Genomic DNA, 13,058 nt, shown 5'->3' on the forward strand with positions numbered 1-13,058 from the left:
CGAGAAAGCGGACAGATCAGACATTATGACGGCGATCGGCTATGCAAGGGTGTCGACCGGGGACCAGGATACAGCGTTGCAGCTTGATGCCTTGCAGAAGGCGGGCTGCGAGAAGCTGTTCGAGGACAAGGCATCGGGTGTGAAGACCGATCGGCCCGGCCTGACTGACGCTATCCGCTATGCGCGTGACGGCGACACGCTGACGGTCTGGAAGCTCGACCGTCTCGGTCGGTCGATGAAGCACCTGATCGAGATAGTCACCGAATTGGAGGCCAAGGGTGTTGGCTTCCAGTCTCTCACCGAAAACATAGACACCACGACCTCGGGCGGTCGTCTGGTGTTCCATTTGTTCGGGGCTCTCGCGCAATTCGAGCGTGATCTGATCAGGGAGAGGACGCGCGCCGGGCTGCAAGCCGCCGAGGACCGCGGTCGGCGCGGGGGCCGTCAGCCAGTAGTCACGCCTGACAAGCTTGCCAAAGCCCGTCAGCATCTGGCGGCCGGTCTCAACGTGCGCGAAGCTGCCGCGCGTGTCAAAATTGGAAAGACCGCGCTTTATGAAGCTCTCAAGGTTGAAAAATAGCGCTGTCGCCGAAGCTGAAAGCTGGCTTGCAAGACGGCCAAGTTGATAGGTTGCCAATGATGATCCGAGCAAATCGAAGAGAGATCCTCAAGTACATGGGAGCAACGATAGTGGTCAGTACGATCCCAGCCATCGCGGACGGAAAGCATACCGATTGGCAGGTTGCCGCTTCGGGTGAGACAGAGTTCAAATCCGACCCCGCAAGGCGTTTCGATGATCTGGCGAAAAGCGGAAAGTTATCGGGTGTGCACGGAGTTGTCGCCTTGTGCGGCGGTCGTATCGCCTTTGAACGTTATATCGACGGCAACGACATGAAGTGGGGACAGACGCTAGAAAATGTGAAGTTCGGGCCGGAAACCCTTCACGACATCAGATCCGTTACGAAAAGCATCGTCGGTCTGCTCTACGGTATTGCGCTTGCTAAGGGGCGAGTGCCGGCGCTTGACGAGCCGATCATCGCGCAGTTTCCCGAATATGCTGATCTTGGCCGTGATCCCGAGCGCGAGCGTATCACCATTCGCCATGCACTGACCATGACGCTGGCCATGGAATGGAACGAAGACGCCCCCTACACCGATCCTGCCAATAGCGAGATTGCCATGGAGCAAGCGCCGGATCGCTATCGCTTCATCCTGGATCGGCCGATCCTTGCCAAACCGGGAAGAGGCTGGATTTACAGCGGCGGAGCGGTTGCGCTGATTGGCAAGATCATTGAGCGAGGCACCGGGCAGAGTTTACCGGACTTCGCGAAAGAAGTGCTGTTTGATCCCCTCGGCATCGACGCCATGGAATGGATCCGAGGCCAGGATGGTGAGCCATCGGCTGCATCGGGGCTACGGCTGTCGCCTCGTTCACTGGCCCGCATCGGGCAGGTGATCTTGCAGGGCGGCGAGTGGCAAGGCCGCAATGTCATTCCAAAATCCTGGCTCGATGAAAGTTTCCAGCCTGCCGCCATCGTTGATATTGGCTGGCGGGGAATGCATTATGGTTATCTCTGGTATCTCGGTGAGGAGGCTATAACAGACAAGACAGGAACCTATGGCGAGCGTTTCATCGCTGCGTTCGGCAACGGTGGGCAACGGCTGTTCGTCTTCCCCGGTTTTGACTTTGTCCTCGCCATCACCACCGGCAATTACAATTCCCCGGATCAGTGGATGGCACCTGCCGCGCTGTTGTTCGACGTGTTCCTGCCCAGCCTCGCTAAGACGTGAAAGGGGGCGTCTTTCCGTTCCTCTGACGGTTAAACACCATTGACATTTGGGATTGGGAAATCGTCTTGCGGCTTTAGGCTGAACGCCGTCGGGCGCATCCAGTTCTTTGTTCGTTCTCAAATGTCGGACAGATCGATCACTTTCGTGTCGTGACGCCTATCTGAACCGGGTACGCTCCAGCCGCCGCCTGGAGGCCGAAGCGCATCGCAACATCGAGGCGATCTGGCTGCTCAGGCGCTTGACACTGGACTTCCGCACCATCGCCGCCTTCCGACGGGTGAACCGTTCGGCCTTCCGGAAGGTGTTCCGCGAATTCGTGATCCTGTGCCGCCAGCTCGACCTCTTCGGGCGGGAACTGCTGGCGGTCGATGGCACACGCATCAAGGCGGTCAACAACAAGGATCGCAACTTCACGCGTGCCTCGCTCTCGAAGTTCATCCATGAGGCGGATGAGAAGCTCATCGATTGCATGAAGCGCCTCGATGAAGGCGATGCCGACGAAGATGGTGCAGGCGCTGGCAATGGTTCTGGCGATAGCAAGCTCGCCGAGAAGATCGCAGCGATCGGCGGCAAGCGCGCCCGGCACAAGGCCATGATCGAGGAACTGGACCATACAGATGAAGACCAGATATCGCTGACGGACCCGGATGCCCGCGCCATGGCGCGCATGACGAAGGTCGGTGTTGGCTACAACGTCCAGCTCGCCGTCGACACGAAGCACAAGCTGATCGTCGAACAAGAGGTGAGCAACCAGGTGCTCGACATGGGGCTGCTGGCGCCGACGGCCGCGGCGGCGATGGAGGCGCTTGGCGTCGAGCGGATCGAGGTTGTCGCCGACCGCGGCTACTTCAAGATCGAGGACATCGAAGCCTGCGAAGCCGCGGGCATCACTGCCTACGTGCCCAAGCCGATTCGCGGTCCTGCAGTGCGCGAGGGTTTTTTCTCAAAGGAGGAGTTCCGCTACGATCCGGTCAGGGACATTTTCCATTGCCCCGCGGACCAGGTGCTCTCGCCGCGCCATTACGGCAAGTCACGCGACAATGTGAAGATCGACTATACCAATCGTGCCGCCTGCAAGGCTTGCCATCTGCGCGAACGCTGCACCAAAACCTTCCGCCGCGTTTCGCGACTGGAGAACGAAGCCATTCTCGACCGCATGGCGGCACGGCTCGCTGTCCGGCCGGATATCCTCGACCGGCGGCGTGAGAGCGTCGAGCATCCGTTCGGCACTATCAAGCAGTGGATGAATCGCGGCGCATTCCTGATGCGTCGGCTGGAGAACGTACGAGGAGAGTTCAGCCTGACCGCGCTCGCCTACAATATCAAAAGGGCCATCACCATCATCGGCGCGCCGGACCTGATCGCCGCCGTGAAGGCATGATCGCCCTGAAATCCGCCTTATGAGCATATGAATGCCGTCCAGCAGCGCTCCATTGAGGCCATATGCTGCTGCCAAACGCCGATCCCTGGAAATTGCTGGAAAGCTCTCCGACCAAGATCTCGCCCACGCAGGGGCCATGCCCGCAGCGTTTTAGGACGGTCTGTAGGAGTTCTGCGACATTTTACGTCCGCGTCGAGGTTCCTTTTGTTTGCCTGTTTGGCTCACATAAACGCGAAAACGCTGTCGATACCCGGCCGGTGTCAGCCCGACTATCTTGGTAAAGACCTTTCGGAAAGCACTCGTATCCCCATAGCCGACTTCCCAAGCGATCTGATCAACCGTCAGGGAACCGAATTGCAGCAACTCGCGTGCCTTGGATATGCGCAGGCGCTGAATGTATTCGGTTGCCGTAAGGTCCGTTGCCTTTTTGAATCGGCGCAAGAAGGTTCGCTCCTGCAATCCGGCTTCCTCGGCCAGACGTGAAAGCTCTATCTCCCTCGCGCCGGTCGCTTGCAGCCAATGCTGCACCTTCAGCACGTCCGCGTCGCCATGCGACAAATGCGGGGCGAAGCCGCTGTAGTAGCGTTGCTCGCGGTGTGGTGGATCAACCAGAAGCGTGCGCGCCGTTTCAACCATTACGTCAGGACCGAGGAAGCGATCCACCAGCTTCAGCCCTACATCGACCCATGACATCGCGCCGCCGCCCGTGATGATATCGCCATCCTCGATGACCATGCGATCCAAATCCAGCCGCACTTTTGGAAAGCGTTCCCGCATTTGTTCATCGAAGGTCCAATGCGTCGTTACTGTGCGACCATCCAATAGCCGTGTCTCACCCAGCACGAACGCCCCAGTACAGATGGAACCAAGCGCCGCACCGTTCGAATGACACTTACGGAGCCAATCAGCATGGAGCAGCGCCGCCTCTCGCGGAATCGGCTCACCGAAGGACGGCGGCACAATCAGAACGGCGGGTGTGGTTTCGGCCTCGGGCAAGGTGTCGTGGATACGCACACCGTCCTGCCAGTGCGCGATCCGTAGCACCCGCGCGGCACCCTGTCGCCGCCGGGCCACGACGCCATTCGCGGCGCCAAACAGGTCCGACATGCCAAGCACCGCCGCCATCTGCACGCCGGGATAAAGGATAAGCCCGATTTCCGTGACTTGATCCGTCATGTCTATACCAACCTCTTCTTTGTCGTTCTCGCCACTTATAGTATGCGCCTTCGATCTTTAGCTAGAGGCTGCAAACCATAAACAACGGAACGACCTCATGCAGATCACGCAAATCCGCAATGCCACACTTCGCCTCGACTTCGGCGGCGTACGCTTCCTCATTGATCCTGTGCTGGCCGAAAAGGGAGCCTATCCGGGCTTTGCCGGAAAGATCGACCCCGCGCAGTTCGATCCTACCGATGTGCCGCGCCATCCGATGGCTGAACTGGTCGTACCAATGGCGCAGATTCTCGATGTGGACGCCGCTATCGTCACCCACACCCATGACGACCATTGGGACGAAGCCGCAATTCGTCTGGTGCCGAAGCACCTTCCGTTGTTCGTGCAGAATGAGTCCGATGCCCAAGCGATCCGGGGTCAGGGCTTCGAGGACGTGCGTATTCTGACCACCGAAACCACGTTCAACGGTGTCTCGCTAATCAAAACCCCCGGCCAGCACGGTTCCGATGAAGCGGCGAAGCTGATGGGCGATGTGATGGGGGTGGTTTTCCGCCACCCGGAAGAAAAGACGCTCTACATCGCAGGCGACACGATCTGGAACGATTTTGTCGCGCAGAACCTCAAGAATTACACCCCGGACGCCATCGTCGTGAATGCTGGCTTCGCGCACTGGTTCGGCGTCGGCCCAATCATCATGGGCACCGAGGACGTTCGCAAGGTCTGCGAGGCCGCACCCAAGGCCACTGTCATCGCCAGCCATATGGAAGCGGTAAACCATGCTGAACTGACGCGCGCTGCGCTGCGTGAGGATTCCGACGCACACGGCTACACCACCAACCTGCTGATCCCCGCAGACGGTGAAACCATCAAGCTTTGAGGCTATCATGTCCATCTTCGGAAATGGGCGCGCTGCTATCTGGCGTCTTGCGGTGGCAGCGGCGCTGACGGGCGCTCAAACCACCGCAATATTCGCCACCGGCGCGGTCGTCGGTGCCGATCTCGCGCCCGACCCGGCGCTGGCAACGCTGCCGGTCTCGATCCTGATCGCTGGCATGGCGGGAAGCACCTTACCCGCTGGCTATGTCACCGCGCGGTATGGCCGTCGCACGACCTACCTTTTGGGCGCGGGACTCGGTATCCTTTCCGGCCTGACCGGAACTGCGGCGATTATCGTCGGCTCCTTTGCCCTCTTTTGCGTGGCGACGCTTCTGGGCGGAATACTGGCGGCCGTGGCGATGAGCTTTCGCTTTGCCGCAGCGGAATGCGTTCCCGAAGGCGCGCGCGCCCGTGCGCTGGCGACGGTGCTAGCCGGCGGCGTCGTTTCTGGTGTTTTGGGCGGTGAAATGGTGACGGCTACGATGAGCCTCATCCCCGGCCATGACTTCGCCGGCACCTATCTTGCATCAGCGTTCTTTGCCTTGGCCGGGATGATCACTCTGGCCGGCGCAAACTTCCCGAGTCCGGGTATCGTCGTCTCGGCGGGGCGCTCACTGCGCATCATAGCGCGCCAACCGCTGTTTATCGCCGCCGTCACATCGGGCGCGATCACCTATCTGTTGATGAATTTCCTGATGACTTCCGCGCCGCTGGCCATGCGGATGCATGACATGCCGCAGCATCAGGCGAACTTCGCTGTGCAGTGGCACGTTGTCGCGATGTATGCGCCAAGCTTCGGCACCGGCTGGCTGATTACCCGGTTGGGCGCGGCGCGGGTCACGGTTGCGGGGCTGATCGTCACCGCTGCCGCTGCCGCCATTGGTTTAGTGGGCGAGACATTCGCATATTTCACCCTGTCGCTGCTGGTGCTGGGTGTCGGCTGGAACTTCGGTTTCGCCGGTGCTTCGGCAATGGTGCTCGACACCCATCGCCCCGATGAACGCGCCCGCGTGCAGGCGCTCAACGACTTCATCGTCTTCGGAACGGTGATGGTCGGATCATTCCTCTCCGGCGGCGTGCTGTTGCATTACGGATGGGCCGTGGTCTGTTGGCTGGCCTTCCCGCCAATCCTTGCCGCACTGGCGGTGCTGCGGCTGTTTCGTGAAACAAGGACGGCTCAGCCGGCATGGTGACGTTATTGACATGAATTTTGTCGATCCCGCCTCTGCCCTTGGCAATGCGGGATCGCGACATTGAAATCAACAGATCGTGAAAACCTGAATGCTCAATCGCAGAACTTTCATTGTCGCAAGCGGGCTGGCAGAACTGCCGCCCAGACCTCAAGCACCAAGGAGAACACCATGAGCAAACGCGCCGTTATCGTTGTTGATCTACAGAAAGATTACCTGACCTCGGGCCGATTCGCGCTCGAAGGGATCGATCAAGTTGTCGCCAATGCCGCTAAGATCGTTGCCGCCGCGCGCGCTGCTGGCGTCAAGGTTATCAACATTCGTCACGAAAACCCTGCCGGTGCGCCCTTTTTCGCGTCGGGCACCGAGGGTGCGGAGATCGTTCCCGAAATGACGCCGCAGGCCGACGAAACCGTCATCACCAAGCACTACCCCAATTCGTTCCGCGACACCGATCTGAAATCCGTACTGGATGCGGAAGACATCACCAATGTCGTGATCGTCGGTGCGATGAGCCATATGTGCATTGACGCCACGACCCGCGCCGCTGCCGATCTGGGTTATGGCGTGACGGTCGTGGCGGACGCCTGCGCAACGCGGAATCTGGAGTTCGATGGTAAAAACGTTGCGGCTGCGGACGTTCATGCCGCATACATGGCTGCTCTCGCCTTCGCTTATGCCGAAGTGAAAAAAACGGGCGAGGTAGCTTTTAGCTGATCAGGATCAAATTTCGGCTGGCACTGCCAGCCGGGTTCTTATTGGGGGCATCTGAAATATTGCCATCCTGTCGCAAAACTCCCGCAGACCGTCCGAGAACTCTTTGCGTGATAGAGGTTAGCTTGTTCCCGGCGTGTACGGCAGCAGTTTAGTCAATTTCGAGGATTTTCCGTCTCCGGGGGCGCTTGGGCGGCCTTGATGGCGTGTGGCAGGCCCATTTTTTGCCAGTGACAGCGCAAGACAAGGCAGGCATCTTATGCCCGTAGTGCCGCTATCAGACCGGAAACGCCGATGAGAGTGATGGCTCGCCGGATGTTGTAGGCAAGCGCGGTCAGACTGAACTCGCCACGAACATTGTCGAGCCGACGCATCAGGAATGCGCCCTGGTTCATCCATTGCTTGATCGTGCCGAAGGGAAGCTCGACGCTTTCGCGTCGTCGGTCGAGAATGTCCGGTCAGGCGGCAAGCCGCGCCGCCATGCGATCGAGAACGGCTTCGTTCTCCAGTCGTGAGACGCGGCGGAAGCTTTTGGTACAGCGTTCGCGCAGATGACACGCCTTGCAAGCATCGCGATTGACATAATCGATCCTCACATTATCGCGCGATTTACCAAAATGACGCGGCGAAAGCACATGTTCACCGGGACAGAGATATACGTCCTTTTCCAGATCGTAGCGGAAGTCCTCCTTGGAAAAGAAGCCTTGAGCGACGGCGGGGCCGCGGATCGGCTTGGGCACATAAGCGGTGACGCCCGCTTTCTCGCAGGCCTCGATGTCCTCGATCTTGAAGTAGCCCCGGTCCGCGACTGCCTCGATGCGCTTGACCTCCAGCGTCTCCATCGCCGCCGCGGCCGTCGGCGCCAGCAGCCCCATGTCGAGAACTTGGTTGCTGACTTCCTGTTCGGCGATCAGCTTGTGCTTCACATCCACGGCGAGCTGGACATTGTAGCCGACGCCGACCTTGGTCATGCGCACCATGGCGCGGGCATCGGGATCGGTCAGCGAGATCTGGTCCTCGCCGGTGCGATCCAGCTCGTCCAGCAGCGCCTTGTGGCGATCCCGCTTGCCCTTGATCGCCGCGATCTTCTCCGCAAGGTCGCCGCCACGACCGTCAGGACCAGTGTCGCCGCCAACCTTGCCCTCATCGGCATCGCTCTCGTCGAGCCGCTTCATATAGTCGGCCAGCTTCTCGTCCGCCTCACGGATGAACTTCGCCAGCGACCTGCGCGTGAAGTTGCGATCCTTGTTGTTCACCGCCTTGATGCGCGTGCCATCAACGGCCAGCAACTCCCGGCCGAACAGGTCGAGTTGCCGGCATAAGATGACGAACTCGCGAAACACCTGCCGAAACGCGGAGCGGTTCACCCGGCGGAAGTCCGGCCTCAGGTGCCGCAGCAGCCAGATCACCTCGATATTGCGATGCGTCTCGGCCTCCAGCCGCCGGCTCGAACGCACCCGGTTGACATACCCGTAAACGTACAGCTTAAGCAGATCGGCAGGATCGAAACCCGGACGACCCGTCTCCTTCGCCGTCACGCGCTCGAAGCCAGCAGAGGCAAGATCAAGGCCATCAACGAAGGCTTCGATGAAGCGAACCGGATTATCCGGTCCGACATAATCGTCCACTGATTCAGGCAGAAGGAGTAGTTGTGAGCGGTCTGTTCCTAGTAGATGTGCCATGGAGAAATATATCATGGCAGGCTAGCGTAAGGAATCTCCGTTGAGGTTTTTAGGCCGCCTGCGGGAATTTTGCGACAGACGAGAAACGTGATGCGATGAATAGCTATCAATCGATTTCTGACCGAACGGGAATTCCTCTCCCAATGCTCTTGGTGCATTGGGTGGAAGGTGGCCTGACCGTTTATGAAAACTGGCAGGAGACGTGGCGGGAACGGATGCTCAATTCACCGCCGGCTCTTGCCAGCATCTATGATTTTCAATGGCTCAATGCGGATCAATCGCAAGATAATATCGGTCGGTGGTTAAATCCCGATCGTCAAAACGGCATGCGCTTTCTGCCCTTCGGGCGGGGCGGCGCTGGTGACTGCTACAGTCTGATTCCTATTACGCCTGACACGGCTCCGGTCGCTTTGATCTTTCATGATTCCGGCAAACTCCAATGGTGCGCCCGATCATTTGCCGAGTTTGCGTACATCAAACTCGTTGAAGCCTGTGCCGACTTCGATCACCTGCTAGATGACGATTTCTCGGAAGAGGAAGCTCTCCTGTGTCTATCAGCCGATCTGGCCAATGTTCGCCCGTCATTGCCCTCGGAACTGGCTCAACGGCTAGAACCTATTCTCACCCGAATTGAATCTGCAAGGAATGGCTCCAGCGCGGGGAATGGGATGGTGAGTTTGGTCAACGATCAAGAGCTCTCCGAGATAAATGAGCGTTTCTCCGTCGCGGGGTTTCCAGAGCAGAACTGCGTACCTCGGTGGCAGTGCCGATGAATTTCCTCCGTTCGTGATCGCCAATAACGACGCGAGGCTTTCGTCGCAAATATCCTATCTGTAGGAATTGTACGACAGTCACTTTGAGCCCTTAACCGTCACTCAGCCGTTACGCTCTGGATGTTATGTTGGCCCCCTTTCTCCAAGGGGACACCATGTCCGAACTCGAACGCTTCATGGCAGCGGCTTTGAACCTCGCAGAGGTAGCGGCTGACCTTTCCGCCAAAGCGTGGACCAGCGACTTCGCTGTGAGCTACAAGCCGGATGGTTCGTCATTGACTCAGGCCGACCTGTCCATTGAGGCGCGCTGGCGAGAACAAATAAGGCATCAGTTCCCCTCTCACGGCATTCTGGGCGAGGAATATGGGGTCGACACGGGGAGCAGCGCCTTCACCTGGGTACTCGATCCTATCGACGGAACCCGCCAGTTCGGGGCGGGCTTGCTGAATTTCGCCTCGCTGATCAGCCTATGCCGCGATGGCCTGCCGGTTCTGGGCATTATTGATTTGCCAATGCCGGGCGCACGCTACCTGGCGACGGAGGGGAAAGGCACCATGTTTTCAGGCCGCCCTGTCCGCAGCAGCGCCCAGCAAGACCTGGCGGAATCCGTGATCAGCCTTGCCAACCCGGACAGCTTTCGGGGAGCGCGCGCCGCAGGATACCAGAACTTGCACTCAACCGGGCGTGTCAGGGTATTTGATGGTGGCGTTGCGGCCTACGGTGCGCTTTCCCGAGGTCTTATAGACATCTGCCTGAACGGGGATGATCTGGACACCTACGACATTTGCGCCCTGTGCCCTGTGGTGCAAGAGGCCGGTGGCACGATCACCGATTGGAAGGGGCAGCTACTGTCTTTGGAATCAAGCGGGGCCATCGTCGCCTGTGCATCCTCCGAGCTTCATGCGGCGGTTTTGGATCAGATTTCGCCGACAAGCTGACCGGCAGCTTCGTCCGCAAAGCGGACTATCTGTCGCAAATATCCTGCAGACCGTCTGAAAACCCTTATCAGGAACCGCTCCGAGGGTTTTCGGACGGTCTGCCCGAGTTTTGTTGGGGTTTTGCGCCTGATATTTGCGCCGTCGCAGAATATGGATTTCCGCGACGGATTGCACGCGGTAGATTCCGGGCCGAACCACAGGAACGGAAGCGCCTTGCTCATCGGATATGCCCGCGTATCGACCGACGACCAGACCCTGGATCAGCAGCGCGCGGCGCTGAAGGCGGCGGGGTGCAAGCGCATCTTTGAGAAACAGGCGTCGGGAGCGAAGCGTGATTGGCCGCCGCTCGCCGCCATGCTCGACCAGCTCCGCGCCGGCGACGTGGTGACGGTGACACGGCTGGACCGCCTCGCCCGATCGACGCGTGACCTTCTCGACATTGCCGAGCGCTTGGACGCGGCCGAGGCCGGCTTGCGATCCTTGGCCGAACCATGGGCCGACACCAAATCGCCGGCCGGCCGTATGGTGCTGACGGTCTTCGCGGGCATTGCCGAGTTGGCCCAGTCGGCCCGAAGCTGCGATTTTGGCCAAATGAAGAACAAAGACGGAACACGGATTTAGGCAGGCCTGCTTTACGCGCCTGATTGATCGTCGACGCTCACCAGTGCTCGGTAAACAGTCATCCTGGAAACATTGAGATCACGCGCGACGCTGGCTTTGCTGGCACCGGCGGCAATGCGGCGTCGGATTTCATCGTCGTCAATGTTTTTCTTCCGGCCCTTATAGACGCCTTCGGCTCGTGCCGCATCGATCCCGGCGCGCTGACGGTCCTTGATGAACTTCAGTTCCATATCGGCAACCATGCCGAGGATGGTGACTACCATCTGCCCTATGCTTCCAGCCGTTGTGACTTCCGGCTCAAGCACGCGCAACGAAGCTCCCTTTTCTTCGAGTTCATGGAGCAGGTTGAGAACATCGCGTGTGGAACGGCCGAGCCGATCGAGACGCAAGACGACAAGCTCATCTTCGGCGCGCAAGAACTGCATGATCGTCTCCAGCTCCGTACGCCCGGTTCGCGATGCACCCGATCCTGTTTCCGAACGAACGGTCTCACAGCCTGCTGCCTTCAACCGGGCGACCTGGATGTAGAGATCCCGGTCCGTTGTCTGACACGGGCATATCCGACGCGAGCCATGGGGAGAATCCGTCGCATTAGGGTGGTTTCTTTCCTATATCGTCACATTGGTGGCGAATCCACCCTTTCGTGACATGTCTCTTATGTCACTTTCGATTGTTACTCTGAGGTGCACCCAAAAGCTACATTGCAATTCGGCCGAACGCGGTAAGGGCGCCCCTACCGCGTTCGAGAATTGCTGAGTAATTTTAGCGTGAGCCATTCAGCACCGGAAAATCAGGATTTTCGCGAAACGCAGAACGCGCCGGTCAAATCCTGGCCGTAAGCATTTTGATCCCGGCAAACGTAAAGAACGCCCCCAGAGCCAATTGAATTGGCCTTCGCGCTCTCGCGTAAAGCCGAATCATCGGCTGTGAAGAAAAAATAATCGCATAGCTCAGATGGATGAGCACAGAGAGCGCAGTGGTCCCAACGACGATCAGACCGGCAACCCAAGCTGGCGCATGAGGTTGCAGCCCAAGAGAGATAATCGCTACCCACGCCAGCGCAGCTTTCGGATTGGTCATCTGCACAAGACCCCCCCGCAGGAAGTGCCGCGGACCTGTCGTCCCCGCATCGTCAAACACTCGCGCGGCCACAGCCTGTTCTGCGGCTGCCGCTCGAAACGCTTTGTAGGCCAGCCACAAGAGATACATACCACCGACGATCTTGATGATCGTGATCATTGCGGCATAGCTGGTGAGCAGCGCCGACAATCCCGTCGCGGCGAGCGTTCCCCACAGGAATGATCCTGTCGATATTCCAAGCGCCAAGGCGATGCCTTGCGACCGCCCAAAGCTCATTGAAGTGCCCATGATGGCAAGCACATTAGGCCCGGGGCTCATCATTGCGATCAGAAATGCCGCGTATGCGAGCAGGATGCCGGGCAGGTAGACAAGCAGTTGATCCAAAGTCGTGCTCCTAGAATCTGACCAAACTATTCAAAATACGGGATGAACGGAACACGCTCACGCGTGGCCGTGCGTGGCAGCAGCTCAGCAATGGCCGCTTTGAAGTGAGCCGTCTCCTGGTGTTGTTGCCAACCGGCCTCGTCAACATAAAGCTCGTAGAGGAAAAAACTCGCGGGGTTACTCGGCGAGCGATACGGCAAGAAGAGCTTGACGCCGGGCTCAGCCGTAGTCGGGGCCACGAGGCCCTGCAGGATTGCGCCGACGGCATCCTCCTCCCCTGGTTTGGCTTCGATTGCGATTGCGACGACGAATCCAATGTTGAGGTCGGCGGGTGTATAGGATGGCTTTTTCATTCTGGCCTCTATCGGGGAGCATAATAAAAAGAAGGATAGCGCAGCATCGACATACAATGCTTCGGTCCCAATCGAAGTGTCCCAGTCTTAACCGGAGTA

Annotated in this window: 14 protein-coding genes and 1 pseudogene; 9 read left to right on the plus strand and 6 right to left on the minus strand. The window is 58.8% G+C overall.

All coding sequences use genetic code 11. From position 1 onward, the window contains the following. The first annotated feature begins 25 nt into the window (after positions 1-25). The 3 genes from ACIQUH_RS11480 (at position 26) to ACIQUH_RS11490 (ending at position 3,172) form a co-directional block, all read left to right on the plus strand. Positions 26-580: a recombinase family protein gene (locus tag ACIQUH_RS11480; protein WP_400814957.1), complete on the plus strand. Its 555-nt coding sequence runs from the start codon at positions 26-28 to the stop codon at positions 578-580. 110 nt (positions 581-690) lie between these two features. Further along, on the plus strand, positions 691-1,791 hold the full coding sequence (locus ACIQUH_RS11485) for a serine hydrolase domain-containing protein (protein ID WP_400814959.1): 1,101 nt from the start codon (positions 691-693) through the stop codon (positions 1,789-1,791). Between the two features lie 106 nt (positions 1,792-1,897). Next, on the plus strand, positions 1,898-3,172 hold the full coding sequence (locus ACIQUH_RS11490; RefSeq protein ID WP_400814961.1) for an IS1182 family transposase: 1,275 nt from the start codon (positions 1,898-1,900) through the stop codon (positions 3,170-3,172). Positions 3,173-3,322: 150 nt separating this feature from the next. Here ACIQUH_RS11490 and ACIQUH_RS11495 read toward each other — a convergent pair whose 3' ends face one another. After that, positions 3,323-4,348: a GlxA family transcriptional regulator gene (locus tag ACIQUH_RS11495; RefSeq protein WP_400814963.1), complete on the minus strand. Its 1,026-nt coding sequence runs from the start codon at positions 4,346-4,348 to the stop codon at positions 3,323-3,325. 97 nt (positions 4,349-4,445) lie between these two features. Here ACIQUH_RS11495 and ACIQUH_RS11500 point away from each other — a divergent pair, with 97 nt between their 5' ends. From ACIQUH_RS11500 to ACIQUH_RS11510, 3 genes are all read left to right on the plus strand, one after another. Then, positions 4,446-5,225 (plus strand): MBL fold metallo-hydrolase, encoded by a 780-nt coding sequence (locus tag ACIQUH_RS11500; protein WP_400814965.1) that lies wholly within the window; start codon positions 4,446-4,448, stop codon positions 5,223-5,225. Between the two features lie 7 nt (positions 5,226-5,232). Continuing rightward, positions 5,233-6,417 carry an MFS transporter gene (locus ACIQUH_RS11505; RefSeq protein ID WP_400814967.1) on the plus strand — a complete coding sequence of 395 codons (1,185 nt, stop codon included), beginning with the start codon at positions 5,233-5,235 and terminating at the stop codon, positions 6,415-6,417. Between the two features lie 168 nt (positions 6,418-6,585). After that, positions 6,586-7,131 (plus strand): cysteine hydrolase family protein, encoded by a 546-nt coding sequence (locus tag ACIQUH_RS11510; protein WP_400815199.1) that lies wholly within the window; start codon positions 6,586-6,588, stop codon positions 7,129-7,131. 254 nt (positions 7,132-7,385) lie between these two features. Here ACIQUH_RS11510 and ACIQUH_RS11515 read toward each other — a convergent pair whose 3' ends face one another. Further along, positions 7,386-7,580, minus strand: a complete 195-nt coding sequence (locus tag ACIQUH_RS11515; RefSeq protein WP_400815201.1) for a transposase — start codon at positions 7,578-7,580, stop codon at positions 7,386-7,388. Between the two features lie 6 nt (positions 7,581-7,586). Beyond that, entirely contained in the window at positions 7,587-8,825 is a 1,239-nt protein-coding gene (locus ACIQUH_RS11520; protein ID WP_400814969.1) for an IS1182 family transposase, read from the minus strand. Between the two features lie 80 nt (positions 8,826-8,905). On the opposite strand from ACIQUH_RS11520, the gene ACIQUH_RS11525 reads away from it, so the two are divergent. The 3 genes and pseudogenes from ACIQUH_RS11525 to ACIQUH_RS11535 form a co-directional block, all read left to right on the plus strand. Beyond that, a complete protein-coding gene (locus ACIQUH_RS11525; RefSeq protein ID WP_400814971.1) occupies positions 8,906-9,583 on the plus strand; it encodes a hypothetical protein in 678 nt (225 codons plus the stop codon). Positions 9,584-9,738: 155 nt separating this feature from the next. Continuing rightward, entirely contained in the window at positions 9,739-10,521 is a 783-nt protein-coding gene (locus ACIQUH_RS11530; protein WP_400814973.1) for an inositol monophosphatase family protein, read from the plus strand. A 213-nt stretch (positions 10,522-10,734) separates the two neighbouring features. Further along, positions 10,735-11,088, plus strand: a pseudogene (locus ACIQUH_RS11535) (recombinase family protein); the annotation flags it as partial. A 65-nt stretch (positions 11,089-11,153) separates the two neighbouring features. Here the strand turns inward: ACIQUH_RS11535 and ACIQUH_RS11540 are convergent. The 3 genes from ACIQUH_RS11540 to ACIQUH_RS11550 form a co-directional block, all read right to left on the minus strand. Further along, positions 11,154-11,651, minus strand: a complete 498-nt coding sequence (locus ACIQUH_RS11540; RefSeq protein WP_400814975.1) for a recombinase family protein — start codon at positions 11,649-11,651, stop codon at positions 11,154-11,156. Between the two features lie 313 nt (positions 11,652-11,964). Then, positions 11,965-12,606, minus strand: coding sequence for a LysE family translocator (locus tag ACIQUH_RS11545; protein WP_400814977.1), 642 nt, complete (start codon positions 12,604-12,606; stop codon positions 11,965-11,967). Positions 12,607-12,632: 26 nt separating this feature from the next. Then, positions 12,633-12,959, minus strand: coding sequence for a putative quinol monooxygenase (locus ACIQUH_RS11550; protein WP_400814979.1), 327 nt, complete (start codon positions 12,957-12,959; stop codon positions 12,633-12,635). Between the last annotated feature and the right edge of the window lie 99 nt (positions 12,960-13,058).

This window comes from Agrobacterium sp. NPDC090283, from assembly GCF_044769685.1.
Taxonomy (GTDB): domain Bacteria; phylum Pseudomonadota; class Alphaproteobacteria; order Rhizobiales; family Rhizobiaceae; genus Agrobacterium.